The 25574-nt window shown below is 54.4% G+C and carries 26 protein-coding genes; 13 read left to right on the top strand and 13 right to left on the bottom strand.

Features of this window, described 5'->3' with window-relative positions:
- Nucleotides 1-40: 40 nt before the first annotated feature.
- On the bottom strand, nt 41-1036 hold the full coding sequence (locus ABKW30_RS11885; RefSeq protein WP_348599142.1) for a helix-turn-helix domain-containing protein: 996 nt from the start codon (nt 1034-1036) through the stop codon (nt 41-43).
- The gene (locus tag ABKW30_RS11880; protein ID WP_348599141.1) at nt 1033-1596 is read right to left on the bottom strand and encodes an isochorismatase family protein; all 564 of its coding nucleotides are present in this window, start codon (nt 1594-1596) and stop codon (nt 1033-1035) included. Before ABKW30_RS11880 ends, ABKW30_RS11885 begins: the two co-directional genes overlap by 4 nt.
- Nucleotides 1597-1841: 245 nt before the next feature.
- On the opposite strand from ABKW30_RS11880, the gene ABKW30_RS11875 reads away from it, so the two are divergent.
- The gene (locus tag ABKW30_RS11875) at nt 1842-2450 is read left to right on the top strand and encodes an alpha/beta hydrolase (RefSeq protein ID WP_348599140.1); all 609 of its coding nucleotides are present in this window, start codon (nt 1842-1844) and stop codon (nt 2448-2450) included.
- Nucleotides 2451-2641: 191 nt separating this feature from the next.
- Here the strand turns inward: ABKW30_RS11875 and ABKW30_RS11870 are convergent, their stop codons facing one another.
- Together ABKW30_RS11870 and odc2 are read right to left on the bottom strand one after the other, a co-directional pair.
- Nucleotides 2642-3253 carry an N-acetyltransferase gene (locus ABKW30_RS11870; protein ID WP_348599139.1) on the bottom strand — a complete coding sequence of 204 codons (612 nt, stop codon included), beginning with the start codon at nt 3251-3253 and terminating at the stop codon, nt 2642-2644.
- 192 nt (nt 3254-3445) lie between these two features.
- The gene (gene odc2 / locus ABKW30_RS11865; RefSeq protein WP_348599138.1) at nt 3446-4579 is read right to left on the bottom strand and encodes an ornithine/lysine decarboxylase; all 1134 of its coding nucleotides are present in this window, start codon (nt 4577-4579) and stop codon (nt 3446-3448) included.
- A gap of 542 nt (nt 4580-5121) precedes the next feature.
- On the opposite strand from odc2, the gene ABKW30_RS11860 reads away from it, so the two are divergent.
- The 4 genes from ABKW30_RS11860 to ABKW30_RS11845 all read left to right on the top strand — a co-directional run bounded on the left by ABKW30_RS11860 (nt 5122) and on the right by ABKW30_RS11845 (nt 8973).
- The gene (locus tag ABKW30_RS11860) at nt 5122-6309 is read left to right on the top strand and encodes an amidase (protein WP_348599137.1); all 1188 of its coding nucleotides are present in this window, start codon (nt 5122-5124) and stop codon (nt 6307-6309) included.
- Nucleotides 6309-7208: a LysR family transcriptional regulator gene (locus tag ABKW30_RS11855; protein WP_348599136.1), complete on the top strand. Its 900-nt coding sequence runs from the start codon at nt 6309-6311 to the stop codon at nt 7206-7208. The genes ABKW30_RS11860 and ABKW30_RS11855 overlap by 1 nt, the downstream gene beginning before the upstream one ends.
- A gap of 123 nt (nt 7209-7331) precedes the next feature.
- Complete coding sequence (locus tag ABKW30_RS11850) at nt 7332-7946, top strand: DUF1007 family protein (protein ID WP_348599776.1); 615 nt, start codon at nt 7332-7334, stop codon at nt 7944-7946.
- Between the two features lie 10 nt (nt 7947-7956).
- Complete coding sequence (locus ABKW30_RS11845) at nt 7957-8973, top strand: nickel/cobalt transporter (RefSeq protein ID WP_348599775.1); 1017 nt, start codon at nt 7957-7959, stop codon at nt 8971-8973.
- Here the strand turns inward: ABKW30_RS11845 and ABKW30_RS11840 are convergent.
- On the bottom strand, nt 8967-9176 hold the full coding sequence (locus ABKW30_RS11840; protein ID WP_348599135.1) for a hypothetical protein: 210 nt from the start codon (nt 9174-9176) through the stop codon (nt 8967-8969). The genes ABKW30_RS11845 and ABKW30_RS11840 overlap by 7 nt on opposite strands.
- 404 nt (nt 9177-9580) lie before the next feature.
- Between ABKW30_RS11840 and ABKW30_RS11835 the strand changes: the two genes are divergently transcribed.
- On the top strand, nt 9581-10336 hold the full coding sequence (locus tag ABKW30_RS11835; protein WP_348599134.1) for an SDR family NAD(P)-dependent oxidoreductase: 756 nt from the start codon (nt 9581-9583) through the stop codon (nt 10334-10336).
- 55 nt (nt 10337-10391) lie between these two features.
- On the opposite strand, the gene ABKW30_RS11830 is transcribed toward ABKW30_RS11835, so the two are convergent.
- The gene (locus ABKW30_RS11830) at nt 10392-11072 is read right to left on the bottom strand and encodes a GNAT family protein (RefSeq protein ID WP_348599133.1); all 681 of its coding nucleotides are present in this window, start codon (nt 11070-11072) and stop codon (nt 10392-10394) included.
- 92 nt (nt 11073-11164) lie between these two features.
- Between ABKW30_RS11830 and ABKW30_RS11825 the strand changes: the two genes are divergently transcribed.
- Entirely contained in the window at nt 11165-12334 is a 1170-nt protein-coding gene (locus ABKW30_RS11825; protein WP_348599132.1) for a pyridoxal phosphate-dependent aminotransferase, read from the top strand.
- Between the two features lie 173 nt (nt 12335-12507).
- Here the strand turns inward: ABKW30_RS11825 and ABKW30_RS11820 are convergent, their stop codons facing one another.
- On the bottom strand, nt 12508-13224 hold the full coding sequence (locus ABKW30_RS11820; RefSeq protein ID WP_348599131.1) for a tellurite resistance TerB family protein: 717 nt from the start codon (nt 13222-13224) through the stop codon (nt 12508-12510).
- A gap of 273 nt (nt 13225-13497) precedes the next feature.
- Nucleotides 13498-14427, bottom strand: coding sequence for a rhodanese-related sulfurtransferase (locus ABKW30_RS11815; protein WP_348599130.1), 930 nt, complete (start codon nt 14425-14427; stop codon nt 13498-13500).
- Nucleotides 14428-14583: 156 nt separating this feature from the next.
- Here ABKW30_RS11815 and ABKW30_RS11810 point away from each other — a divergent pair, with 156 nt between their 5' ends.
- Nucleotides 14584-15222: a 2-dehydro-3-deoxy-phosphogluconate aldolase gene (locus tag ABKW30_RS11810; RefSeq protein ID WP_348599129.1), complete on the top strand. Its 639-nt coding sequence runs from the start codon at nt 14584-14586 to the stop codon at nt 15220-15222.
- Between the two features lie 13 nt (nt 15223-15235).
- Here the strand turns inward: ABKW30_RS11810 and ABKW30_RS11805 are convergent, their stop codons facing one another.
- Nucleotides 15236-15619: an endonuclease domain-containing protein gene (locus tag ABKW30_RS11805; protein ID WP_348599128.1), complete on the bottom strand. Its 384-nt coding sequence runs from the start codon at nt 15617-15619 to the stop codon at nt 15236-15238.
- Between the two features lie 160 nt (nt 15620-15779).
- On the bottom strand, nt 15780-17696 hold the full coding sequence (locus tag ABKW30_RS11800; protein ID WP_348599127.1) for a DUF882 domain-containing protein: 1917 nt from the start codon (nt 17694-17696) through the stop codon (nt 15780-15782).
- Nucleotides 17697-18100: 404 nt separating this feature from the next.
- Between ABKW30_RS11800 and ABKW30_RS11795 the strand changes: the two genes are divergently transcribed.
- The 4 genes from ABKW30_RS11795 to ABKW30_RS11780 all read left to right on the top strand — a co-directional run bounded on the left by ABKW30_RS11795 (nt 18101) and on the right by ABKW30_RS11780 (nt 23210).
- Entirely contained in the window at nt 18101-19963 is a 1863-nt protein-coding gene (locus ABKW30_RS11795; protein ID WP_348599126.1) for a M3 family oligoendopeptidase, read from the top strand.
- Nucleotides 19964-20863, top strand: coding sequence for a DUF3445 domain-containing protein (locus ABKW30_RS11790; RefSeq protein ID WP_348599125.1), 900 nt, complete (start codon nt 19964-19966; stop codon nt 20861-20863).
- A gap of 153 nt (nt 20864-21016) precedes the next feature.
- Nucleotides 21017-22462, top strand: a complete 1446-nt coding sequence (locus ABKW30_RS11785; RefSeq protein ID WP_348599124.1) for a homospermidine synthase — start codon at nt 21017-21019, stop codon at nt 22460-22462.
- A gap of 139 nt (nt 22463-22601) precedes the next feature.
- Complete coding sequence (locus ABKW30_RS11780) at nt 22602-23210, top strand: LysE family transporter (protein WP_348599123.1); 609 nt, start codon at nt 22602-22604, stop codon at nt 23208-23210.
- On the opposite strand, the gene ABKW30_RS11775 is transcribed toward ABKW30_RS11780, so the two are convergent.
- Together ABKW30_RS11775 and ABKW30_RS11770 are read right to left on the bottom strand one after the other, a co-directional pair.
- Nucleotides 23207-23671: a GNAT family N-acetyltransferase gene (locus ABKW30_RS11775; protein WP_348599122.1), complete on the bottom strand. Its 465-nt coding sequence runs from the start codon at nt 23669-23671 to the stop codon at nt 23207-23209. The genes ABKW30_RS11780 and ABKW30_RS11775 overlap by 4 nt on opposite strands.
- Nucleotides 23668-24060 (bottom strand): VOC family protein, encoded by a 393-nt coding sequence (locus ABKW30_RS11770; RefSeq protein ID WP_348599121.1) that lies wholly within the window; start codon nt 24058-24060, stop codon nt 23668-23670. The genes ABKW30_RS11775 and ABKW30_RS11770 overlap by 4 nt, the downstream gene beginning before the upstream one ends.
- A 193-nt stretch (nt 24061-24253) precedes the next feature.
- On the opposite strand from ABKW30_RS11770, the gene ABKW30_RS11765 reads away from it, so the two are divergent.
- Entirely contained in the window at nt 24254-24634 is a 381-nt protein-coding gene (locus ABKW30_RS11765) for a hypothetical protein (RefSeq protein WP_348599120.1), read from the top strand.
- Nucleotides 24635-24688: 54 nt separating this feature from the next.
- Here ABKW30_RS11765 and ABKW30_RS11760 read toward each other — a convergent pair whose 3' ends face one another.
- A complete protein-coding gene (locus ABKW30_RS11760; RefSeq protein ID WP_348599119.1) occupies nt 24689-25387 on the bottom strand; it encodes an alpha/beta hydrolase in 699 nt (232 codons plus the stop codon).
- Between the last annotated feature and the right edge of the window lie 187 nt (nt 25388-25574).

Below are 25574 nucleotides of genomic sequence, written 5' to 3'. Positions count from 1 at the left end.
CGCGACTTGTGGCAATTGCGTTGTGCAAGATTTCCAGGAGTTACGGCAATCTCGCACTGCTGGGCGGAGCAGCATGTATCCGCCCCCAAGCCCGCCGTAATTGCCTTGCAGAGGCAAACCCCGTGCGGTCTGCCACACCTTCCATATCCAGCCGTGAATTGCTCAATATCTCCCGCGCCAAAGCGATGCGCAGGCCGTTGAGATATTCGGAAATGCTCATCCCCGTATGTTCATTGAACAGGCGTGATAGATGTCGCGGGCTGGTTGCTGCAATGTCTGCCAGCGCCTGTAATGTCCAATGTTGCGCCGGGTCAGCAGCCAGCTTGTCCTGAATCCGGTGAATTGCGGGGTGAATATGATTGCGCCCGTCGAGCCACGGTGACCATTGCGGATCAGTTCCGCTACGCCGCAGATAAACCACCAGATATCTTGCAACTGCCACGGCACAGGCGGGTCCAGCGATCTGACCGACAAGATGCAGCATCAAATCTATGCCTGCCGTAATACCGGCACTTGAATAGCGATTGCCATCCTCGACGTAGAGCCGGTTGTCGAAGACCCGTGCCGTTGGCACAAGTTCGCGTAACTCATCGACTGAACTGAAATGAGTGGTACAGGCATGGCCGTCGAGCAGACCGGCACGTGCAGCCAGCAAGGCACCCGAACAGATCGAGACCAGTTTGTGAGTGTCGGTGAAGTGGCTGCGCAACCATTCGATAATACCCATATCACCTTGCCCCTGCGCTTCCGCATGGACAGCAGCGGATGTATCCAGCAGCGTCGTCGTATCTCCTGCAAGTACAATTATGGCACCAGACGGAACCCGGGTTGGTAGTGGTTCGATACCGCTGATGGTAAGCCCTATGGATGTCGTCACATTCGCAAGCGGGCCGACATAGCGGACCTTGAAGCGCACCGCATCCTGCTCGAAATTCGCCTTGCGCAGTACCTCTATCGGCCCGGCAATATCAAGCAGAAGTGCCCTTGCGGGCACAACTACCAGAACATCGATATTTTTCGGTTCGACTATGCTCATGCGGCCATCGCGCGTTCGACCCCGCTCAACGCCTCGTCAACTGTCACTATGCGCGCAAAGCGGCCAGCGAGGACCAGCTCGGTACGGGCTTTGATCTCGTCACCGCTGAAAGTGCGGCCCTCGGCATTGGTCATTGCAAAGGTCAATGTCGCTTCGGAGACGAATTCCACCTCATAACCTAAATCCGATGCATGGCGGGTGGTTGTCTCACAGCACTGCTCGGTACGAATACCCGCTATCAGCACTTTACGGATATGGTTTTCGGTCAACCAGACCTCAAGTCCACTGCCGACCAGCGCACTGTGGCGCGCTTTGTTGAAAACAACATCGGCGTTAAGCGAAACGGGTGCCAGCGGTTTGATAAAGCCTGAGTCCAGTGCAAATGGCCCGTCCCCATCGACATGAAAAATCTGCACGATGGGAAGTCCCTTGGCCTTTGCGCCATCAATCAGACGTTGGATATTGGCAATGAAGGGTTTCGCTTCTGCCTCATTCCAGTAACCGCGCTGGCGAAATGATTCCTGCGCGTCAATAACGATAAGAGCGGTGTCTGCGGACATTTTTGGATTCTCCTGACAATTGATACTATGATATTAACGTCAGATATGACAGCCTGATACGCATGTATCGGACGAAAAGCGGACATAAAAAGCCAAATGTCTTGTAAAAGATTCACTGTCTTCGTCTGGTAGACAATCCATCAAGCGCCCCGCCCCTTCTGTTCACTGGCCCGACACCCATATGTCGGTTAGTAAAAGCGTAATCATGAGGTCCGGCCCCAGTCACTCCGGGCGGAAAGGCAACCATGGCACCGAATAGCTATCAGAATCGCACCCACCCGGCCGGAAAACCGGAACAGCCATTGCTGTTTGTTTTCCACGGCACAGGCGGTGATGAAAACCAGTTCTTCGATTTCGGACGACAATTATTACCGGATGCCGGCATTGTCTCGCCGCGCGGCGACGTATCGGAACACGGCGCATTGCGCTTTTTCCGTCGCACTGCCGAAGGCGTCTATGACATGGAAGATCTTGCCGTCCGCACTGATGCAATGGCTGATTTCATCCGCACACGCAAAATCGAGGCCAAACCATCCAAGGTTATTGGGCTGGGTTATTCGAACGGCGCAAACATTCTGGCGTCGGTCATGCTCAAGCATCCCGGCCTTTTCAACGATGCGGTGCTGATGCATCCCTTGATCCCGTGGCAGCCAGCCGGTCAACCCGGGCTTGCCGGGAAACGCGTGCTGATTACTGCCGGGCAGCGCGATCCGATCTGCCCGCCATCGCTGACGCAGGATTTCGCAGATTATCTGATTGCGCAAGGTGTAGAGACTGAACTTGCATGGCACCCCGGCGGTCATGAAATCCAGCAGGGTGAAGTCGCCGCGATTCAGCGGTTTATTCAATCTTAGCGGAAAAATCGTGTGGCATAAAATTTGTGCGTGGTTCGCCCTTCGACTAGCTCAGGACGGCTCACCATGAGGAACGGTTGGTGCGCTGCAATGAGAGACGTCAAGGTAGAAAACCCCACTACCTGCAATCCACTATTTTCCTCATGGTGAGCCCCGTCGAACCACGCACACCAGCATTGCAGACCGCACACTTACCTCGAAAACCGCAGTGAAACCGGCAAAATCCTGATGGCTGAAGCGCGTTTGCCCTTGGCTGTCAGCAGGCCATGCGCACCTTCAAGGTGTCCGGCTTTCAATTCCAGTGCCAGAAAACGGTGCCGCTCGACAGGGCCCGGCATTGCAAGGTTTTTGGTTTTCGTGCCATCGAAGCCGAAACGCTCGTAATATTCCGGATCGCCGACAAGAATGACGGCGCCGTGGCCGAGACGTGCCGCTTCGGCGGTTGCATGGCGCATCAATGCAGCACCAATGCCATGACCCTTGAGGGTCGGTTCAACAGCCAGAGGTCCAAGCAGCAACGCACGCACCGGCATGCCCGATGCATCATGCCCGGATTGAATGTCCCAAAGCCTAACTGTTCCGAGCAGTTTCCCGTCATCGCCGCGTGCGACAAAGGCCAGTCCTGCCGATGGCAAGCGTCCGCGACGCAGCTTCTCGGAAGACTTGCGACGGCGACCTTCGCCCATGGCACGATCAAGCAGGGCTTCACGGGCCTGTTCGTCCTGCGCGGTTTCGTTGCGGATAGTGAATGCCTGCAATCCGTCGGGATGCAGGTTCTGTTCGATATATTCTACTGCGCTCATTGTCTTGACCAATCAATCATAAGGATGCGTCGACACGCCATGCGTGGATGAGGGACCTTTTGAGAATTCAGCCTGATGAGACAGCTGGTGCGGTTTTCGAGAACCGGAACGCAGTGGACGTTAGGTCCATGAGTACCGGAAGCGGAGAAAATCACATCGGATGCCCATCAGGGTGAACTTATCAAAGGTCTCTTAAATTACGTATGATCGGAGAGGCTCAAACCCATTGAAAGCAACGGCGGAGTAGGTCGTTGTGTAGGCACCCGTTCCCTCAATCAGCACTTCATCACCGATGGTCAGCGATACTGGCAGCGGATAGGGGTTCTTTTCGTACATCACATCGGCGCTATCGCAGGTCGGGCCTGCAAGAACGCAAGGCTCCGACGCATCGCCATCGCGCGGTGTGGTGATCTGATAGCGGATTGCCTCGTCCATCGTTTCGGCGAGACCGCCGAACTTGCCGATGTCGAGATAAACCCAGCGCACATTGTCATTGTCGGCCTTCTTGGACACGAGGACGACCTCGGCCTTGATGACACCGGCATTGCCGACCATGCCGCGACCCGGCTCAATGATTGTCTCAGGCAGGCGATTACCGAAATGCTTGCTCAGCGCCTGGAAGATAGCCTGACCATAGGCCTGTGCGGTTGGCACATCCTTGAGGTAACGGGTCGGGAAACCACCACCCATATTGACCATCTTCAGTGTGATGCCTTCCTTGGCAAGCGCTTCGAAAACCTGCTTGGCATCGCCGAGCGCGCGGTCCCATGCGGCAAGATCGGTCTGCTGCGAACCGACATGGAACGAAACGCCATAGCTTTCGAGGCCGAGCTGCTGGGCAAGGCGGAGTACATCGACAGCCATTGCAGGCACGCAGCCGAACTTGCGGGAAAGCGGCCATTCGGCTCCAGCACCGTCGGTTAGGACGCGGCAGAATACGCGAGAGCCAGGGGCAGCACGGGCTACCTTTTCGACTTCCTCAACGCAATCGACAGCAAAAAGACGGATACCGAGTTCGAAGGCGCGTGCAATATCGCGCTCTTTCTTGATCGTGTTGCCAAAGGAGATGCGGTCGGCAGTTGCACCGGCATCAAGCGCCATCTCGACTTCGGCAACCGATGCCGTGTCAAAGTTGGAGCCGAGCGAAGCGAGCAGGCGCAGGATTTCCGGTGCCGGGTTTGCCTTTACTGCATAGAAAATCTTCGACTCTGGCAGGGCCATTTCGAAATTGTGGAAATTTTCGCGCACGACATCGAGATCGAGCACCATGCAGGGGCCGTTCGGGCGTCGGGTATTGATGAAGTCGATAATGCGCTGCGTAGCCATGTTATGCTCCAATTCCATAGCGGCTGGTATGGCCGCTCAGCAAATTGCAATTTCGCGGGACGCGCCCGTCAAAATTGCTGAGGACAAAGTGCATGAATCCATCCCCCGCGAAGCCAGCCTTTGGAGATGCTGAAAACACGGACGAGTTCATGCGGCGGTGGACCTGCGCCAATCGGGGCGTTGATCCGCTTTGTCTGCCTTGGTTTGGATGTTCCCATCCGCACTACCGGCAATGAAGGTGTGCCTCTTCAGTAATTCTCAGCTTTTGGACAGCCGAAAGAGACCGACTAGGCCCGCACCGTCGTTGCTTCAGATGTCCTCAGCTTTGGCAGTTGGCTGCTAAGCTGACTGGAGGGGTTAGTTCCAGGTACCATACCGTTTCCTCACCATAATGAAGATCGGCGGACACCCATGGGCACGTGCGACTTTGGGCAAGGGCGATATAAGGCGGAATATGTGTCCAATCAATGACAAATATCGATTGTGACAAAGTTTTTTATTCATTGAACAAACGTAGCAAAATCACATAGAATCTTTGAACGATGAGCACATTTTCACCTTTGAACGCCTTTTTGGATTTACCTTCCGTTAACCTTTCCTCGGGTGATGGCCTGTTGAATGGCGAAACTTTGGCGGTCAAAGATATTTTCGACGTCACCGGATTGCCAACAGATTGCGGAAATCCGCAAAAAGCCGAATCACTTGTCGCAGAAAAAACTGCTCCTGCGGTTCAAAAACTGCTCGATGCCGGAGCAAAATTCATCGGCAAGACACAGACCGATGAACTTGCCTTCTCGCTCATGGGCCAGAATGCGCATTATCCTTATCCGGTAAATCCGGCAGCACCGGATCGCGTAACCGGCGGTTCCTCATCCGGCTCCGCCTCTGCGGTAGCGGGCGGACTTGCCAGCATCGCCACAGGAACCGATACGGGCGGCTCCATCCGCGCCCCTGCCAGCTTCTGCGGACTGATCGGCCTGCGCACCAGCCATGGACGCATATCACTTGACGGCACGATGCCGCTCGCTCCCTCGTTGGACACATTTGGCTGGTTTGCCCGCGACATTGAGCTTTATGAAAAGGTCGGCAATGTGCTGCTTGGACCTGACAGCAATGATTTCAGCCTGAAGCGTCCGCTGTTTATTCCCCTGCTCGAGCATTTGCTTGTCAGCGAGGTGGAAGATGCCGCTTACAGGCAAATGTATAAGGTGGTTGCTGACCATCTCGGCCATGCCCGCTCCGCGCGCCAGTCAACGGCTTCAATGGATGATCTATATCTTTGCTTCCGGCAGATTCAGGGCTTTGAGGCTTGGGCGGCGCATGGCGGGTGGCTTTCAGCAAAGGATCGCGGTCTTGGCCGCGCCGTCAAGGAACGTTTTGACTATGCCGCTGGCATTGATCTTGAAACTTACGAAGCCCAAGGCAAACGCCGCGCACTCTTCACCAGCGAGCTTGCCGATCTGTTGCAGGATGATGGCATTCTGGTCATGCCGACCGTTCCCGGCGCAGCACCGCTGGCAGCGACACCATTTGACGAACTACAAGCCTACCGGGAGCAGGCATTGCGCCTGCTGATGATATCCGGCCTATCCGGCTTTCCCCAGATCACCCTGCCGCTCGGTCAGGTTCATGGCGCTCCATTTGGCTTTTCATTGCTCGGGCCGAAAGGCAGCGACATGGCTCTCATTCGTCTTGGTCGCAATATTCTCAACTCCGTAAAGGCAACTTGATGGATACGCTCACCCGCATGCGCGCATATATAGATGTCGTGGAAGCGGAGGGGTTTTCGGCGGCGGCACGCAAGATAGGCCGGTCCAAGGCGCTGCTGTCGAAATATGTCCGGGAACTGGAAGATGAACTGGGCGCCCTCCTCCTCAACCGCACCACCCGGCAGTTCTCGCTAACCGAGGCAGGCCACACCTATTACCAGCGTGCCAGTGAGATTCTCCGTGATGTCGAAAACCTGAAAGAAACAGTTCGCGACTCCAGCAGCGACATCAAAGGCCGGATCAAGATTTCAGCGCCCCGCACCTTTGCCGATGCTGAAATCGGTCAATGTCTCATCGATTTTTGCGCCGACCAACCGGATATCACGCTTGATGTCCGGCTCGATGATCGTTTTGTCGATCTGGTTGAGGAGGGTTTTGATCTCGCTATTCGCATAACCCGCATGCAGGATTCATCGCTTATCGCCAAGCGCATTGCGCCATTTCGCGTTGCCGTCTGTGCTTCCCCGGAATTGATCCAACAGACTGGCATTCCTAAGCGGCCGGAACAGTTGGGCACACTGCCCTGCATCGTCGACACCAATAATCGTTCGCGCAATACCTGGCAGTTCCATAATCAAAGCGGGCCGGCAATATCTGTTCAGGTGTCAGGTGCAATGGAAATAAACAGTCCGCTTGCCGCACGCCGCGCCGCCCTTTCAGGTCTCGGCTTTGTCATGCTGCCGGATTTCATAGCGGCACCGGATATTGAAAGCGGCAGGCTGGTGTCAGTTCTGGAAGAGTTTGCCATGCGTGATGCGGGTATTTATGCGGTTTACCCGCACCGGCGTTATCTGCCGGCCAAGGTCCGCGTGCTTGTCGATTATCTGGCCAAATGGTTCAAGGACAACCGCAAAGTGTAATTTGCGGTTGTTAATGTTATATCGTCCCAATTTCGCCAAGTTCGGGATGTCCTGTGCCCCAACTACAAAGGTCGATTCATGCAGCAGAAATTCGCGGTTTTCATAGCAACCCTGGCTTTGGGCATGACCCTTGCCACGCCTGCCTATGTTCATCCGCACGTCTTTGCAGAAGCGCGGCTTGATATCACCATCAAGCCGGATGGAACGGTCGAAAAGCTGGGCCATGTCTGGCGGTTTGACGATATTTTTTCCAGCACTGTACTGGTGGAGTTCGATAAGAACGGTGATCTCAAACTTGACGAGGCCGAACTTGCAGCACTGGCGGAGACTATCAACGCCTCGATTTCCGAGTTCGACTATTTCCAGTCCGTACAGCTCAATGACAAAAAGATCGTCATGGCAGCACCAAAACATCTGATTGCCGATTTTCAGAACAACCAGCTGCTGATCGTCTTCGAGAGCACGCCAAAACATCCGCTCAAGCTTGGCACAAAGACCAGCTTTGGTGTCTATGACCCGACCTTTTATACCGCCATCGATTACGTCAACGACTCGGACGTGCATGTGACAGGGTTACCGCCCGCCTGCAAACAGAAGGTCGTGCGCCCGGACCCGGATCAGGCTATCGCGCAAAACCAAAGCACGCTGACCGATGCGTTTTTCAACGATCCGACCGGCACCGATATGACGAAGATTTTTGCCACAAGGCTCGAAATAGAATGCCCCTCCCAAGGGTAAAGGATAAATGATGCGGAAATCGATCTGGCTTTGTGCGCTTCTGGCGCTCGCGCTTTTTGGCGGACATGCATTGGCACAAACGTCTTCGCTTGGTATCGGCATGAATGAAGTGGCGATGAAACCAACCGGCCCATTTGCCGAAATCATCTTCTGGATCAATACACAGCAGCGCACCTTTTATCTGGCCATGACCAAGGCCCTGAAGGCCATGCGCGAGGACCCTTGGCAGGCTTCGATTCTCGTTGGACTGTCATTCCTTTACGGCATTCTGCACGCTGTCGGCCCCGGCCATGGCAAGGCTGTGATTTCATCCTACATGGTCGCAAATGAAACGACCTTGAAGCGCGGCGTCTTTCTGTCTTTTGCGTCGTCCATGTTGCAGGCACTTACGGCCATTTTCATCATCGGCCTGACCTTTCTGGTGCTTCGCGGCACCACAGTTTCCATGGACGACGCAACGCATGTCATGGAAGTGGCGAGCTTTGCCCTGATCATTGCCTTTGGCCTTTCGCTGCTCTGGCGCAAGGTTCCGCGTCTTTTCGCTGCAAAAGCAGCACATGCTCATGCCGGCCACGAGCATCATCATCACAATCATGACCATGCACACCACCATCATTCACATGATCACGGTCATTCCCATGCGGCGGGTGAAGTCTGCGAGACATGCGGTCATAGCCATGCTCCCGATCCGGCCATGATTTCCGGTGATTTCAACTGGAAAACCGCTTGGGCGGCAATTATCGCTGTCGGCCTGCGTCCATGTTCAGGCGCATTGATAGTTCTGACATTCTCATTGTTGAATGGTCTGGTACTCGGCGGTGTTCTGTCTGTCTTTGCCATGGCTTTCGGCACATTTATAACTGTCGCGGTTCTCGCAACACTGGCTGTCACTGCCAAGAATATCGCCTTGCGCATTTCCGGTGGAACTGCGCTATCGAGCAGGGTTCAGAACATTATTGAAATTGGCGGCGCACTGTTCATCGTGCTTATCGGCATGCTGCTTTTGACCGCTTCGCTGAGCTACTGATTTTTGTTACGGCGCTGACTTCTGGCGCGCAGCCAAAACACGACGAAAAAGCCGATAACGAAGATAACCGCAAATATACCGGCCGCCAGCGGAGACTTGCCGCCAATCGCCAGCATCATATTGGGCATGAGATAGGCGGCAAACCCAAAGCCGAGCATGATACAGGCAGCCGCTATGGCCGCATTACGGGTTTTGGGGTCCATCAAGATTGTCGCCTGTGTTCAACGCAGTTGGTAGGGGTTGTAGCCTTATCTGGTTGCAAAGCAAGTATTCGGGCAAAATACCATGTCGATTGACAATGACATTGAGCCGCACTATCTCGCAGATTACAGTTGCTCCCTGAGCTGACTGTCGTAGGCGTTACCGTCATCCAACGCGTCCTTTTCGAGAGGGTCCCAGCAGGGAGGTCTCGATGTAAGAGGCGCTATGGTTATGACGTTGTTTTCTCCACTCGCTGGCCGCTTGACGGTTTTAATAATGCTCCCGGCAAATGGGTGCGTTATCGACCGGATTCGCTCCATTGAAGTGGTACGGGAAAACACCATTGCCCCATTGGCGCCCGCGCAATCCGGCCTTGCAGCCGGTAACAACAACGGAGCAATACATTATGCAGATGACTGGCAACACAATCCTTATTACCGGCGGAACGAGTGGTATCGGCCGGGCACTCGCCGAAGCGTTCCATGATCGCGGCAATCGCGTTATCATCACGGGGCGTCGTTTGTCCTTGCTGGACGAGATTACAACGCAGCGTCCCGGTCTGGTGGGAATGCCGCTCGATCTTGATGATCCAAACTCTTTGGCTCAACTTGCAAGCGATGTTCGCACCCGCTTTCCTGATCTCAACATGCTTTTCGCCAATGCCGGAATTTCAAAAGCGGAGGACATGACCTCGGAAAGCTGGGATGCTTCCGCCGCGCGCACGGTCATTGATACCAACATCGTGGGCGTATTGCGCACAACAGCAGCATTTCTTCCACTGCTGAAAACCCGGCCAAATGCAACGATAATGGCAACCAGTTCAAATCTTGCCTTCATTCCCCGGGCTGACTTTCCAACCTATTGCGCCAGCAAGGCGTTCCTCCACTCGTGGCTTCAGTCGCTACGCCACCAGTTGCGGAATATTCCGGTCGAAGTGCTGGAGTTGTCCCCGCCCTATGTGCAGACGGAACTTACCGGTGCCCATCAGGCCTCCGACCCTCGCGCCGTACCTGTCAGCGCATATGTGGCGGAAGTCATGCACTTGCTGGAAACGGGAAATCATCCTCGGGGGGAGGTCCTTGTCGAACGCGACCGGAGCAGGCGTTCCGCCGAGCGGGAGGGCCGCTATGAAGAGGTCTTCGCTGCGATCAATCCATCCTGAAACGGATAATTTCACGGCCTCCTGTTCGAGGCCGTGAACGACAATTGGAGCCGGATCAGGCTGTTATCGTTCGAAACTCCTCCAGCCGTTTGATCTGCTGTCCGTCAGCATCAAAATTTTCCGGCGAAAGCCACGCCTGATAGGCAGCTTTCAACGCTGGCCATTCTTTGTCTGTCACCGAATACCAAGCCGTATCGCGGTTCTGGCCCTTCTGCACCATATGCTGGCGGAAAATGCCTTCAAACGTGAAGCCAAACCGCTCCGCAGCACGCTTGGAAGGCTCATTGCTGTTGTTGCATTTCCATTCGTAGCGCCGGTAACCGAGTACGTCGAAAGCATATTCCATGAAAAGGTACTGCGCTTCGGTGGCGGCTGGTTTGCGTGCGACCAGCGGCCCCCAATAGATATTGCCGATCTCGATACTGCCATGCACCGGGTCTATCCGCATCAGCGCCTGCCGACCGGCTATCTTGCCGCTGGCCTTGTCGATAACCGTATAAAACAATGGATCTTTGCTGGCCTCTATTTTTTCCAGCCATGGCGTCATTGCTTCACGGCTTTCCGGCGAATCCTCGAAAAGGTAGCGAAACCGGCTGTCGGCATCGGTAACGGTTGAGGCTTCATAAAGTCCATCGCCATGCTTTGCGGCATTGATTGGCTCAAGGCGCACATAATGCCCCTCAAGCGGTTCAACAGCAGGAAGTGGTCGCGGTATCCAGTCTTTCAGATCGGTCATGTAATCAAGCCTTATTTTAGCAAAGCGCGTTTGACTTGTTACGATACACCCCGCACAAAGCAGAAGTTGAAAATTGTATGTGAGACAAGAAAATGCTGCGTACTATTTCGGGCTTCGACCGTATCGGCGAAGAAAATGCCTTTGCTGTCCTTGCTCGGGCTACAGCCCTTAGCGCCCAAGGCAAAGACATCATCAATCTTGGCATTGGCCAGCCGGACTTTAAAACACCGGCGCATATCGTCGAAGCTGCCATCAAGGCGCTGAAAGACGGACATCATGGCTATACGCCAGCCAATGGTTTGCTGGCTGCGCGTGAGGCGGTGGCGCGGCGCACGCTGACCACCACAGGCGTTGAAGTATCGCCCGAAAACATCATCATCGTGCCAGGTGGCAAAGTGACGATGTTTGCCGCAATCATGATCTTCGGCGAACCCGGCGCGGAAATCCTTTATCCCGACCCTGGTTTCCCGATTTATCGTTCAATGATCGAATTTACCGGCGCAAAGCCAATACCTGTTCCAATCCGCGAGGAAAACGGTTTCGCTTTTTCTGCCGAAGAAACGCTTTCGCTGATTACCCCGAATACGCGGCTTCTGATCCTGAACTCTCCAGCCAACCCGACAGGCGGCGTTACGCCTAAGTCGGAGATCGAAAAGCTGGTCAAAGGTCTGGAAGCCCATCCACATGTCGCCATCATGTCGGACGAAATTTATGACGTCATGACCTATGATGGCGAGGAACATTGCTCCCTGCTTTCATTCCCGGAAATTCGCGATCGCTTGATAGTCCTGAACGGCTGGTCGAAGACATGGGCCATGACCGGCTGGCGCATGGGCTGGTCCATCTGGCCTGATCAACTCTATGATAAGGTGCGCAAGCTTGCAGTCAATTGCTGGTCCTGCGTCAACGCACCAAGCCAGTTTGCCGGTATCGCCGCAATCGACGGCCCGCAGGATGATGTAGAGAGAATGTGCAAGGCATTCGACAACCGCCGCAAGATTGTTGTCGATGGGCTGAACAGCCTTCCGGGCATCAGTTGCGCCACGCCAAAGGGCGCATTCTATGCATTCCCCAACATCAAGGAAACCGGCTGGCCTGCCAAGAAACTGGCGGCGGCTCTATTGGACGATGCGGGTGTTGCTTTGATCGGCGGACCCGACTTCGGCATTCTTGGTGAGGGCTATATCCGCCTCTCCTATGCAAACTCGGAAGAGAACATCATCCGCGCTATCGAACGCATCGAAAAGTTTTTGACGAAATAGGCGGTATCACCGCCCACCTATTTTTATAATGCGTGGTTCGACAAACTCACCATAAGGAATGTTGATGCTTTATGAGTAAAGTGGCAGATCGCAGGTCCAAACTCCGTGACCTGCAATCAACTCCCTCCCTCATGGTGAGCGTGTCGAACCACGCACTATAAATTTCCATTGGCTTAAACAGGTGTGCCAGTCTTGGCCTGGTTTACAGTAGCCTCGATATGATCGATCAGGCTATCCGGCAGCTTGAGACGTCCTGCAAGCAGGTCAAGATAGCCTCGTTCACCGCGTGTCTTAGGATCAATGGCAAGGCGGGAAGCTGTGTAAAGCTCGACCTTCTGCTCGTCAGTAACAGCGGCAGCGACCAGTGCATCCACATCGACTGGGGCGCTAAGCTGGGCATTCAGGAATTCCTGCGTATCGCTGTTCATGCCGGAAAGCGAAAGCTTTTCGAAAATGCGGGCACGCTCGGCATCGTCAACCATGCCGTCAGAGCGCGCGGCGGCAATCATTGCGCGGACCAGAACCAACGCAAATTCATGCTCACCTTGCGGTGCTGTCTGCGGATCGAAGCCGGAATCACTTGGCGGTGGCAGCAATTCGCCATTTGCCGGAGCCTGCGCGGTATCCGCCGGAGCTTTGCCCGATTGGTAATTCTGGTAAGCCTTGTAGGCCAGCCCTGCAACCGCAGCGAGACCGCCCAGCTTCAAAGCGCCACCGGCAACCTCACGTCCTGTACCGGTGCCTAGCAGAATGGCTGCCAATGCGCCTGCCGCCAGAGGATTGTCCTTGGCCATCTGCGTCGCCTTTCCGGCTGTATCGCGCACCGAGGTTCCAACGCCGGGAATATTGCTTCCCAGGAAATCGTTCAAAATCTTCTTCGGATCGAGCATGCATATCTCCCTCTTGGTCGCATGGAATTCGCTGGCCCTTAGTTAGGAACAGCTTCATGGCATTGCAATGACAGAGGAAATTTTGGCTGATCGGGCAGCGTCAACATTGCTCTATAATAATGCAGTGCGTGGTTCGACGAGGCTCACCATGAGGAAGGGCAGAGATTGTGGCCGCGAGCACGAGGTTGCAAATAATCACCTTGCAACCAACCACCATCCTCATGGTGAGCCTCGTCGAACCACGCACAACATATTTGCAGCACTATAAATTCCTCAAGAACCGATATGTTCTTTCAGCCCCCGCTCCCGCGCCAGCCGCACCTGTTTTTGCCTTTCGGCAAAGCGCGCGCGATCTTCCTCGGTGCGCTCGTGATAGCAATTGGGGCAGGAAATCCCTTCCGCAAACAAAGGCGACAGCTTGTCTTCCGGTGCAATTGGGTTCCGGCAAGCGTGGCAGAGTTCCGCCTCGCCCTCAATCAGTCCGTGACCAACCGACACCCGCTCGTCGAAGACAAAACACTCACCTTCCCAGCGGCTTTCCTCAGCTGGCACATCTTCCAGATATTTGAGAATGCCGCCCTTCAGGTGGAAAACATCATCAAAGCCGAGGCCTTTAACGAACGCCGTAGCCTTTTCGCAGCGAATGCCGCCGGTGCAGAACATGGCAATCTTCTTGCCTTCAAGTTCTTCGCGGTGATTTTCCACCCACTGCGGAAATTCGCGGAATGTCTTCGTTTGCGGGTCCAGCGCGCCGGTAAACGTGCCTATGGCGGTCTCGTAATCATTGCGCGTGTCGATAATCACTGTGTCCGGATCTGAAATCAGCGCGTTCCAGTCCTTTGCGGGCACGTAGGTTCCAACGCTCTGCAGCGGATCAATATCCTCGACGCCCATGGTCACGATTTCCTTTTTCAAACGCACTTTCATGCGCTTGAAGGGCATTTCGCTGGCGTGAGAATATTTCAGCTCCATTCCGGCGATTGCAGGCTCTGCTTCGAGAAAATCAACAAGCTGCTTAATGGCGACAGCTGTTCCGGCAACAGTGCCGTTGATGCCTTCCGCCGCAAGAAGCAGCGTGCCCTTGATGCCCTGCGAGCAGCAAAGTTTTGCCAATGGCTCCTGCAGCGACTGGTAATGTTCCAGCCGGGCAAAGCGGTAAAGCGCAGCCACCGTAAAGGGCAGATTAGATGAATGATCTGTCATGATGGCATTCAACTACTGCGCCACAACGTCAATTTCAAGATATTTGCGAGGAGTAGTGCCCGTCACGTATTTCTTGCATCGTTTCGGGTTGAATCATTGGACAAAACGGTTCAGCAGCACTAAATCGATTAGACCCCAAGCCAGACGGAGACTGTCATGACCCAGAAGACCGATTTACTGCTACCTGTCCTCAAGGGCCAGCCGGTTATTCCGGTGCTTCTCATACAGAATGTTGCTGATGCCGTACCGTTGGCGCGTGCGTTGGCAAAGGGTGGCCTTCCAGCCATCGAGATCACATTGCGTACCGCTGCCGCGCTTGACGCCATCCGCGCCGTCGCAAATGAGGTGCCCGAGGCAATCGTCGGTGCAGGTACTATTCTCAATGCCCGCCAATATGAAGAAGCTGCCAATGCCGGCTCGCGCTTCATCGTCAGCCCCGGAGCCACACCGCAATTGCTTGATGCTGCCCGCTCCAGCAAGGTGCCATTGCTGCCCGGCGCAATCACACCCGGCGAAATCATGGCACTGCGCGAAGAAGGTTATACAATGTTGAAATTCTTCCCCGCAGAACAGGCTGGTGGGGCTGCATTCCTCAAGTCGCTTTCATCGCCTCTCGCCGGAACGCTATTCTGCCCAACCGGCGGTGTCAGCGTCGCTAATGCGAAGACATATCTGTCGCTGCCAAATGTGGTCTGCGTCGGCGGCTCGTGGGTCGCACCGGAAAATCTGGTCAAGGAAGGCAAGTGGGACGAAATCACCGAGCTGGCTGCCGAAGCGGTCAAGCTGGCTGGCTGAACGATATAAAAATTTACGGGGCGGTCGCTGTAACAAGCTTGGATTGCAGCACCGTCTCAATTTCCAGATAGACGGCCTCTTCAGAAAAAATCACATCGTTATTGTCGAAACGCAGAATGTGAAAACCTTGAGCATGCAAAAATGCATCGCGAGTTTTGTCGTGTTCAATTCCGCTACCCGTCGCGTGCGTATCGCCGTCTACTTCAATGATAATACGTGCAGATAACCATGCAAAGTCTGCGATATAGGCGCCAATAGGAGTTTCGCGACGGAACCTCGCGCCCCGATTACGAAAACTTCGCAATATATCCCACATTCGCCACTCCGCTTTAGTCAATTCGCGGCGGAGTATCTTTGCGCGGTACCTTGCTTTTGACGGAATATTGCTGTGTGGCATTAAGATACCCCTCCCTGCTGCTTCGCAGCATCCCTCCCCACAAGGGGGAGGGTAAAACCGTAACGCACTTCGCTATCGTTTATAGAAAATTTCAGGATTTGGCACCATTACCCTCCCCCTTGTGGGGAGGGAGGACGCGTAGCGTTAGGGAGGGGCTTCTTTACGAGCCGTGGCTCGGGTTGAACTTTGCAATCTGCATGAAGGTCACAGCCTTGCCAGTAAACTTGTTGGCGTCGGCAACCGGCAGCTTCTGCTGGAAACCGGCAACATAAACCGTTGTCGGAGCCATGCGCATTGTCTCATTACGCAATACTGCCGGCGTAACCGCTGGCGCGGTTTCAGCGACCTGCTCGTTCGACAGGGCCCGTTCCGGCACATCGGAGGATACCTGCATTGCCTTGGGAGCTTCATGGGCCTGACGGCGCGGCTTGGAAGCCTTGGCCGTGGTTACGACACCGCTGTCGAGCATGGCAACGGGATCGCCGCCCTTGGCTTCAAGCATGGTCTTGCGCAGGGATGGTTGCGGCGCAGCGGATGCGACCTGTGCAACACTATCGCCGCTAACCTTCTTCACGCGGCCACCTGTCTTGCCGACAGTGGTTGGCAGTTCGGGAGAGGGCTGCGATGCGGATACCACCGTGCTGTGCTCAGGATCGGACTGCCTGATAATCGCTTCAAGGTCATCATCAGGAACCGGAATAACATCTTCCGCGGAGGCTGCCTGAACCGATGCCGGTATATTGGCCGGGCGCTGTGTCGGCACGATGGAAGCAACCATCATGTCATTCTGCTTGGGCGCATTACGCGGCTTTTCAAATGGCACAGGCACAAGCGCATTGACGGTCTGCGGCTGAGCCACATCGGTCTGCTCGGGCTCCGGTGCCGGATTTGCGGCAATCATCTGGGCGATGGCGGCAGCACTGTCCTGCGGACGTGTTGCAGGCAATGCCGCTACGAGGGTTGAGTTGTCGGCTGCAAGTGCATTGAGCGTCGAAGGTTCCGGCGTTGCGGCAGCCGGGGCATAGTCCGGACGACGCAGCGGCACGGGAACTGCAAAGGCGAGAGCCTGATTGTCTTCCGCTGTCAACTCAACCGGTGCTTCCGGACGCGGTGCCGCAACCGGCGCTGGCGCATCGCTGGTCGGTAGAGCTACGCCTGGCAGGTTACCTGCTGTAGTTGTTGGTGCTGGCCCTGAATCCTCATCCGATTCAGCCGCAGCCGGCCGCTGACGTGTGGTTCCGCGCGCTGGTGTCGGCGCGGAAGCTACAGCAACTGAGCTTTCGCCGGAATCCTCTTCCTCGTCCGCGCCGCCACCAAAGAGCACGCCAAACAAGGTCTTGCCACTGCGGCGCGACGAACTGGAGCTTGCCACCTGGATCGAGCCGCCGCTGCGCTTGCGGGATTCGTAAGCTGCAACAGCCTGATCATAACCGGGTAATGGCTTGCCATCGGTCGGAATGTGCATTGTCTTGCCGTCCGGGAACACCGCGAGCAATTCCTTGCGGCTCATGCGGGGCCAGTGACGGACATTGCCAACGTCGGTATGAATAAAGGGCGAACCGGAACGTGGATAATAGCCGACACCGCCAGCTTCAAATTTAAGCGCTGCATTACGCAAGGTCGCCAGCTTCACGCCGGGCAGATACCAATCCATTGCCTTGCCGAGCATGTGCTGGCTGGTCTTGGCCACGCCGCGGGTGCGCGAACGCAGCATCGAATTCGTGGTTGGTGAACGATAGGCGGAGACGACGTTGATATAATCCCGGCCACCCACTTTCTGATAAGTCGACCAGACGAGATCGAAAAGGCGGGGGTCCATCTTTGTCGGTTCATTGCGACGCCAGTCGCGCAAAAACTTGTTCAGCTTGTTCAGGCCATCCTGCTGATAGCGTCCATTCTTCTTGAACGTGATTTCCGCACGTTCTTTCGTATGGATGAAATAAAGCTTGAGAGTTCTCGTCTCGGCTTGAGCCTGAGCGGATACAAAAAGCATCGACGCGAAGACCATGAGGAACGCAAACCAACCGGCACGCATGCTGAAACCTGCCGTCAATTTACCGCCCGTTGCATGAATCATGTTTGACAATGTCGTCCCAACCTTGATCGTTTTCTCAAGTCCCCGAATAGCTGGATTATCCAATTTAATGGTTAATGGTCACTTATTGAACAACAAATACGTTGAGAGCATGGCAAAAACCTGAATGAAATCCACTGTTATCTGGCATGGTCAACAGGTGGTTAACGACATGAATAAGGCGTTTTGGCGAAGGAATCCACCCCAGACGCGTCTAAATATCGCCTCCAAGCGGCCAGAATGTCTTTTAATTATTTAATTGGCGGTTGTCAGCATATTTGCTTCGTTGACTTCAAATCGTTGCACAGGCGCTTCTTTGCTCTAAGTTGATGCTCCGATTTCGACCGGTCTGATTCGACCGAAAACCCCTTCGCCAGTCAATTTGTGGTGCAATAATGAGTCTAGAAATGAACAGGTATATGATCTGGCAAGCGGCTGCTTTTGCTGCAAAATCCGGTGGAGCAGCAGTAAAGGAAGAACAGGCAGCGCTTGGCATTCTTCCGGAATGGAACCTTGCCGATCTTTACCCTTCCACTGAAAGCAGTGAACTGAAGGCCGATCTGCAATTGGCAGGCGAGCGCGCCATTGCTTTTGAAGAGCGTTGGAAAGGCACCCTTGCCGCCGAAGTTGCGAAACCGAAGGGCGGCAATTTTGCGGAATCCATCAAGGAATATGAAGGTCTCGACGATCTGATGGGCAAAATCGGCTCCTATGCCGGTCTTGTCTACGCAAGCGATACCTCCAATCCTAAACATGCCAAGCTCTACGGCGACATTCAGCAAAAGCTGACCGATGCCAGTACGCACCTGATCTTCTATGGCCTTGAACTTAACCGCATCGATGATGCGCTCATCGAAAAGGCGATGAATGATAATCCGGCCATTGGGCATTACCGGCCATGGCTGGTCGATCTGCGCAAGGACAAGCCATTCCAGCTTGATGACAAGCTCGAACAGCTCTTCCATGAAAAATCCATCACCGGACGCGGTGCATGGAACCGGCTTTTCGATGAAACCATGACCTCGTTACGTTTCGAGGTAAATGGCGAAGAGCTGGCCATCGAGCCAACGCTCAATCTGCTGCAGGATTCAAATGGCGAAGTCCGCAAGGCAGCATCCGATGCGCTGGCCAAAACCTTCAAGGAAAATCTGCGCACCTTTACTCTCATCACCAATACTTTGGCGAAAGATAAGGAAATTTCCGATCGCTGGCGCGGCTTTGAGGATATTGCCGATAGCCGCCATCTGGCCAATCGCGTTGAGCGTGAAGTTGTCGATGCTCTCGCCGAAGCGGTGCAGGCTGCCTATCCGCGCCTATCGCATCGCTATTACAAGTTGAAAGCCAAATGGCTTGGCCTCGACTATCTCAACAGCTGGGATCGCAACGCGCCGCTTCCCGAAACGCCGCAAGCGGTCATTCCGTGGACAGAAGCGCGCGAGACTGTGCTTTCCGCCTATAGTGGCTTTGCCCCGGAAATGGCTGATATCGCCAAACGGTTTTTCGATAGGAACTGGATCGATGCCCCGACACGCCCCGGCAAATCGCCCGGCGCTTTCGCTCATCCGACTGTCCCCTCTGCCCACCCCTATGTTCTGCTTAACTATATGGGCAAGCCACGCGATGTAATGACCCTCGCCCACGAGCTTGGTCACGGCGTGCATCAGGTACTGGCCGGAGATCAGGGCGCGCTAATGGCATCAACCCCCTTGACCCTTGCCGAAACGGCCTCAGTGTTCGGCGAAATGCTGACATTCCGCTCGCTGCTGGAAAAGACCAAAGACAAGCGCGAACGCAAAGCCATGCTTGCACAAAAGGCCGAGGACATGATCAATACGGTCGTGCGGCAGATTGCGTTTTACCAATTCGAGCGCCGTGTGCACACCGAACGTGCCAATGGCGAGCTGACATCAGACCGTATCGGCGAAATCTGGCTGGATATTCAGAAGGAAAGCCTTGGCGATGCGGTACGCTTCGGTTCGGGCTATGAGACCTTCTGGACCTATATCCCGCATTTCATTCACTCGCCCTTCTACGTCTATGCCTATGCCTTTGGTGATTGTCTGGTGAACTCGCTCTATGCTGTCTATCAGAATGCAGCTTCAGGCTTTCAGCAAAAGTACTTTGACATGTTGAAGGCTGGCGGCACCAAGCATCATTCTGAGCTGCTTGCCCCATTCGGCCTTGATGCGACAGATCCGGCTTTCTGGCAGAAGGGTCTGTCTGTCATCGAAGGTATCATCGATGAGCTGGAGGGAATGGACAACGCATAAATGGCTACAACGCCTGCGCACACGCCCTATGATGGATCAGCGCAGCCCTTCACAATCGGGCTGCATCAGCTGGATATTAAAGACTGGATAGAGATAGACGAAAACCTCCTCGCCTATCTCGCCGAGAAGCAACGCCTCTTTGAACTTCATGCTGACCGCATTTTCGTCGAGGAAGATGGAACACAGGCAGCGCAAGCTGAAGTGCTTGAACTGCTCGCCACTCATCTGGTCGAGCATTATCCTGATCTTTATGCACGATCCGGCAATTCCATTGCCATTAACGGTTGGCCCGAGCCGGTGGAGTTGAACTCCGGGCAAACAGCACCTCTTCTCCGTGCTGCCAAACTCGTTCAGGAAGATCTGGTGCTCATGCGAAAAGATGAGGTGCGCGGCTGGCACCTCGCTGCCGCATCCTTGTCCTTCCCTTCATCATGGATGCTGCTGGAAAAGTTCGGGCGTTCCATGGATGACATTCACGCGCCCGTCCCAGACTTCAATGCAGGCACCCGCAATGCCGGTTTGATTACCCGCATGTTCGACAATCTGCGGCCGGACCGGTCCGTCTATCGCATGAACTGGTCATTGCAGCCGGATGGGAACCTGTATCATCCGCTCGCCAGCCACCAGAAGGGTGCGCTTTACACCAATGACGATCTCGCAACCCAGTGCTTCATCCGGGTCGAGCGCCAGACATTGCGAAAACTGCCCGTTTCAGGAGATATTCTTTTCACGATCCGTATTTATCTCGATCCGGTAAATGCATTGAAGAAACATCCACAATGCCGCGCTGTTGCGGAAGCTTTTTGCCGCCAGCTCGAAGCGCTTAGTCCGGCGCAACTAAATTATAAAGGTATTATGACAATCCGGAACCGGCTGATTGATACTCTAAATCGCCTTTAAGCCTGCTTTAATTAACATTACATCGAAAATTCATCTGAAACCGGCGTGCAGTTGTTTGCTCTTGAGCATGACTATGCTCTATGGTTGCTTTTGAAGCGGTATATCAATCCGCTGCCCTCAATGATGGAGATCAAAATTAGGAGCAACAAAAAAATGGCGAAGGCTACATGGCCTGTACATGGAGAAATTACTGGCCCGATCGTGATGATCGGTTTCGGGTCCATCGGACGGGGTACCCTGCCCCTCATCGAACGCCACTTCAAATTTGACAAGTCCCGCTTGGTCATCATCGACCCGAGCGATGCAAACAAGAAATTGCTGGACGAGCGCGGCATCCGCTACATTCAGGAAGCAGTCACCAAGGAAAATTACAAGACACTGCTCAAGCCACTTCTCACCGAAGGCGACGGACAGGGCTTTTGCGTCAATCTTTCGGTAGACACTTCTTCTGTCGATATCATGCATCTGTGCCGCAAGCTCGGCGCGCTGTATATCGATACGGTTATCGAGCCATGGGCCGGCTTCTACTATGCAAGCGGCATCGATAATGCCGAGCGCACAAATTATGCGCTGCGCCAGACGCTGCTTGCCGAGAAGAAGAAAAACCCCGGCGGACCGACTGCGGTTGCGTGCTGCGGCGCAAATCCCGGCATGGTGTCATGGTTCGTCAAGCGTGCTGTTCTTGATCTCGCCAAAGACCTTTCCATTGAACATACCGCACCTGAGCGTGCTGATCGCCATGACTGGGCCAAGCTGATGAAGCAGGTCGGCGTCAAAGGCATCCACATTGCCGAACGCGATACACAGCGTGCCAATGACCCGAAGCCTTTCGGTGTTTTCTGGAATACATGGTCTGTTGAGGGCTTTATTTCTGAAGGCTTGCAGCCAGCCGAGCTAGGCTGGGGTACGCACGAAAAGTGGATGCCTAAGAATGCCCGTAAGCAGAAGAAGGGCAACAAGGCTGCAATCTTCCTTGAACAACCAGGTGCTGACACCCGTATCCGCACCTGGTGCCCGACAGAAGGTGCGCAATTCGGCCTGCTGGTCACGCATAATGAGTCGATTTCGATTGCCGATTTCTTCACAGTCTTCGACAAGAAGGGCAAGGCAACCTACCGGCCGACGTGCCACTACGCCTATCATCCATCGAATGTTGCAACCCTGTCGCTCGATGAAATGTTTGGTGCAGCAGGTCAACCGCAGACAACCCTCCATGTCCTTGATGAATCCGAGATCGTCGATGGCGCGGATGAGCTTGGCGTGCTGCTCTATGGTCACGACAAGAATGCCTACTGGTATGGTTCGCAACTGACCATCGAGGAAGCCCGCAAGCTTGCTCCCTATCAGAATGCGACCGGCTTGCAGGTTTCTTCCGCTGTTCTGGCCGGCATGGTTTGGGCTCTGGAAAATCCGGAAGCTGGGATTGTCGAAACCGACGAGATGGATTTCCGTCGCTGCCTTGAGGTGCAGACGCCTTATCTCGGCCCGCTCAAAGGTCACTATACAGACTGGACACCGCTGGAAAATCGTCCGGGCCTGTTCAAGGAAGATATCGACACAAGCGATCCCTGGCAGTTCCGGAATATTCTCGTTCATTGATACTTGAACGCAAACTCCAGACGAAAGACGGCGCCCTCGGGCGCCGTTTCCGTTTATGGACTGGCTTCAAGCACAATTGACAGCATTACAATTTGTGCATATTCACATATAACAAAGTCTTTATGTTTATGGTGTGCGCATGTTGAATTATGGCGTCAATTTGTTGAATGCAGGTCTGTTTGTATTGGCAGCTATAGCGCTGCTCGGCTCACCCGGCCCCGGCATTGCGGCACTCGTCGCCGTTGGACGCGAGAAAGGCTTTGCCCAAGGCATGAAGTTTTACACGGGGTTGCAAATAGGACTGGCGCTTGCTGCCGGCATAAGCGCCGTCTGTTTGCTGCTCATGATAGAGCCAATCAAGGAACTCATGACCGTCATGGTGGTGGTAGCCACGGCGTATCTCGTCTATCTCGCCTATGCCATCGCAACCGCGCCCGTAGGCGCAGAGGAAAAAAGTGCGTCCCGTTTTGGAGCGGTGAGCGGCCTTCTTCTCGGCATTACCAATCCGAAAGCCTATATCGCTTTTATTTCCCTGATGGCGGCTTATCCGATCATCCCGTCCAACAGTCATGCAGACCTTACATTCAAACTGCTGGCCTGCATCATCGTGATGATTATTGTCGACATTCTCTGGCTGGGCTTGGGCGCAGTGCTGCACCGCGCCCAACTAAAGCCCAAGAGTGAACGTGCACTGAACATCGTCATGGGCGCAACGATCCTGCTTACCGCCGTGCTATCATTTATTTAATCGAAGAATCTCCGGCTGGCTGGCCTCTCATAATAGACATCCCACTCGTCCTCGCCGGTTACTGCAAAACCATGTCTCGCATAAAACTGCCCCGCATCGCTCTGCTGGAGTACGCTCAGTCGTACCGGCAAACCCTGCTTGTCCGCTTCAGCCAGAAGAATCTCAATCACGGCACTGCCCAAGCCATTGCCCTGCAAGGCGGGCAAAAGGTAAAAGTGCTCAAGCAGCAGACAATCATCGCTGGGTCCGAGCGCCACGCAACCACCAAGCGAGCTGTCGGGAAGGATAATCAATCGCGTATGATGGGGCCTGAAGGAGTTGCGGAATCGTTCGAATGCCCGCCTCTCATCGAAACGTCCAATCCTCTCAAGGCTTTCGCGCATGGTGAGAAGTCGCAACTCGAACAACCTCTGAAAATCCCCCTCAGAAGCCAGCTCCAATCGAAAAGAATGGTTGTTCATTTTTCCTGATCGTCAATCTTCGCATCATAGCAGACGAAGGCCAGCTTGTTGCCATCAGGATCGCGGATATAGGCCGCATAAAAGCCCGGACCATATTGCGGGCGCAAGCCCGGTTCGCCTTCGCTGCGGCCGCCATTCTGCATGGCCAGTGCATACAGTTTGTCAATAAGGCTAGGCTTTTCGCCCCGAAACGCAGTCATATTACCATTGCCGACGCTTGCCGCTTTGCCATCAAACGGCAGTCCCACCATAAACCGGGGAAGGGTGTCGTCGGCCTTGCTTCCCCACGACAGCATAACCTCATCGCAATAGCAGCGCTCAAGTCCGAGCCGGATCATGATCGGATCGTAGAATGCCTCGGCCCGCCGGAGGTCATTCGTTCCCACCATCGTATATCCGATCATCATCAACCCCTTGCATATGCTGGCGATTCTTCACCGCCCATAATAGACAAATGCCGAGACAAATCAGCAACAAAGCTTGGCGAAGCGAGCGATCATTGCCCTGACGATAAAACTTAAGTCTTGTTTTTGCTTGATTTTAGCGGCATCAATGAGGGCAACCCATCGGGAGATTATTTGGATGAAACGTTTATCACTTGGCCTCGGTTCAGCCGCATTGATCCTCGCTCTTGCCGGTTGCATGAGCGGCCCGCCATCCGATGGTGGCCCAATACAGACAGTACGCCCGACCGATGCGGTTCAGGGCCAGTGGTTCGATACATCGGGGGTTGCATTCTCGAATTTCAACGGCGGTGTGTTTGAAACACGCGCCAATGATACCAAGGAAAAGCTGGCCGAAGGCAACTATCGTTTTGTTTCAGCTAATCTGGTTGAAATCGATCTTCGCTCACTCGCTCGCGGCACACAGTCCAAGGTCAATTGCGCGCTGGTCAGCGGCGGCCAGTTGAACTGCACATCGTCGTCAGGACAACAGTTCTCCCTGACACGCCGCTCTGCTTGATAAAAATTTGTGAGAGCGCTGTTTTAATCCCGCTCTCACAAATTCAGATACTGATTACCCCTTCGCCAGTTCCGTTGCCGCCTCATCAATCAATGAAGCGATTTCCTTTGGCTGCGATGCCAGCGAGGCATGGCTGGCATCAAGCGTGATAACCTTGCGCGCGTTCAAACGTGCTGACATGCGCTTCTGGTTTTCCGGCGCAATCATCCTGTCATTGCTGGAAATCTGATACCAGGAAGGCTTGTTCTTCCATGCGGGCACGGTAATCGCATCACCGAATGTGCTCGCCAAAGGTGCCTTCTGCGTAACGCCCATCACCAGACCTTCATCCTCGGTCAGATCCTGACAAAAGCTCTCATGGAACAGGTCCGGCTTGACCCACAGATAACCATCGCTGTCTGGCGCGAGATTGGCAGCACCAAGTGGCGGATGCTCCTGCGTAATACCGCCGGGACTCTCGCCCGCATCCGGCGCAAAGGCTGCGATATAGACCAGACCGGCAACATTCGGCTGATTGCCAGCCTCGGTTATGACTGCACCACCATAGGAATGCCCCACCAGCAGAACCGGACCGCTCTGTTGCGCTACCATTTTGCGCGTGCGTTCGGCATCATCCGCCAATGATGTCAGTGGCAGTTCGACAGCATGGATATTCGTGTGCCCTTTGCGTGTGAGTTCAACAATAACCTTGTTCCAGTGGGCAGCACCGCCCCAGAACCCATGCACCAGAATAATTGTGGGCTTGTTACTCATGATCAATCTCCCTTTGTGTAATGAACACGTAATCTTTTAAACAAACACTGCCTTGGCCTAACGTTGGATGAGCACGTTTTCCCCTCTTGCATCGCTTGCAAAGTGATGAAACCATGCTTTGTCACAAGCACCTAACAGTGCTGTGGCAACCCTATTGCCAGTACCACATTTAATTGAAACGGAGCAG

This window comes from Phyllobacterium sp. SB3 (assembly GCF_040009165.1).
In the GTDB taxonomy this organism is placed as follows: Bacteria; Pseudomonadota; Alphaproteobacteria; order Rhizobiales; family Rhizobiaceae; genus Phyllobacterium.
This window is presented reverse-complemented; position numbering and strand designations above follow the sequence as displayed.

Excerpts from the sequence above, each read along its gene's own strand:
- ABKW30_RS11885 (WP_348599142.1), bottom strand. The coding sequence starts at position 1,036 with ATGAGCATAGTCGAACCGAAAAATATCGATGTTCTGGTAGTTGTGCCC.
- ABKW30_RS11880 (WP_348599141.1), bottom strand. The coding sequence starts at position 1,596 with ATGTCCGCAGACACCGCTCTTATCGTTATTGACGCGCAGGAATCATTT.
- ABKW30_RS11875 (WP_348599140.1), top strand. The coding sequence starts at position 1,842 with ATGGCACCGAATAGCTATCAGAATCGCACCCACCCGGCCGGAAAACCG.
- ABKW30_RS11870 (WP_348599139.1), bottom strand. The coding sequence starts at position 3,253 with ATGAGCGCAGTAGAATATATCGAACAGAACCTGCATCCCGACGGATTG.
- odc2 (WP_348599138.1), bottom strand. The coding sequence starts at position 4,579 with ATGGCTACGCAGCGCATTATCGACTTCATCAATACCCGACGCCCGAAC.
- ABKW30_RS11860 (WP_348599137.1), top strand. The coding sequence starts at position 5,122 with ATGAGCACATTTTCACCTTTGAACGCCTTTTTGGATTTACCTTCCGTT.
- ABKW30_RS11855 (WP_348599136.1), top strand. The coding sequence starts at position 6,309 with ATGGATACGCTCACCCGCATGCGCGCATATATAGATGTCGTGGAAGCG.
- ABKW30_RS11850 (WP_348599776.1), top strand. The coding sequence starts at position 7,332 with ATGACCCTTGCCACGCCTGCCTATGTTCATCCGCACGTCTTTGCAGAA.
- ABKW30_RS11845 (WP_348599775.1), top strand. The coding sequence starts at position 7,957 with ATGCGGAAATCGATCTGGCTTTGTGCGCTTCTGGCGCTCGCGCTTTTT.
- ABKW30_RS11840 (WP_348599135.1), bottom strand. The coding sequence starts at position 9,176 with ATGGACCCCAAAACCCGTAATGCGGCCATAGCGGCTGCCTGTATCATG.
- ABKW30_RS11835 (WP_348599134.1), top strand. The coding sequence starts at position 9,581 with ATGCAGATGACTGGCAACACAATCCTTATTACCGGCGGAACGAGTGGT.
- ABKW30_RS11830 (WP_348599133.1), bottom strand. The coding sequence starts at position 11,072 with ATGACCGATCTGAAAGACTGGATACCGCGACCACTTCCTGCTGTTGAA.
- ABKW30_RS11825 (WP_348599132.1), top strand. The coding sequence starts at position 11,165 with ATGCTGCGTACTATTTCGGGCTTCGACCGTATCGGCGAAGAAAATGCC.
- ABKW30_RS11820 (WP_348599131.1), bottom strand. The coding sequence starts at position 13,224 with ATGCTCGATCCGAAGAAGATTTTGAACGATTTCCTGGGAAGCAATATT.
- ABKW30_RS11815 (WP_348599130.1), bottom strand. The coding sequence starts at position 14,427 with ATGACAGATCATTCATCTAATCTGCCCTTTACGGTGGCTGCGCTTTAC.
- ABKW30_RS11810 (WP_348599129.1), top strand. The coding sequence starts at position 14,584 with ATGACCCAGAAGACCGATTTACTGCTACCTGTCCTCAAGGGCCAGCCG.
- ABKW30_RS11805 (WP_348599128.1), bottom strand. The coding sequence starts at position 15,619 with ATGCCACACAGCAATATTCCGTCAAAAGCAAGGTACCGCGCAAAGATA.
- ABKW30_RS11800 (WP_348599127.1), bottom strand. The coding sequence starts at position 17,696 with ATGATTCATGCAACGGGCGGTAAATTGACGGCAGGTTTCAGCATGCGT.
- ABKW30_RS11795 (WP_348599126.1), top strand. The coding sequence starts at position 18,101 with ATGAACAGGTATATGATCTGGCAAGCGGCTGCTTTTGCTGCAAAATCC.
- ABKW30_RS11790 (WP_348599125.1), top strand. The coding sequence starts at position 19,964 with ATGGCTACAACGCCTGCGCACACGCCCTATGATGGATCAGCGCAGCCC.
- ABKW30_RS11785 (WP_348599124.1), top strand. The coding sequence starts at position 21,017 with ATGGCGAAGGCTACATGGCCTGTACATGGAGAAATTACTGGCCCGATC.
- ABKW30_RS11780 (WP_348599123.1), top strand. The coding sequence starts at position 22,602 with ATGTTGAATTATGGCGTCAATTTGTTGAATGCAGGTCTGTTTGTATTG.
- ABKW30_RS11775 (WP_348599122.1), bottom strand. The coding sequence starts at position 23,671 with ATGAACAACCATTCTTTTCGATTGGAGCTGGCTTCTGAGGGGGATTTT.
- ABKW30_RS11770 (WP_348599121.1), bottom strand. The coding sequence starts at position 24,060 with ATGGTGGGAACGAATGACCTCCGGCGGGCCGAGGCATTCTACGATCCG.
- ABKW30_RS11765 (WP_348599120.1), top strand. The coding sequence starts at position 24,254 with ATGAAACGTTTATCACTTGGCCTCGGTTCAGCCGCATTGATCCTCGCT.
- ABKW30_RS11760 (WP_348599119.1), bottom strand. The coding sequence starts at position 25,387 with ATGAGTAACAAGCCCACAATTATTCTGGTGCATGGGTTCTGGGGCGGT.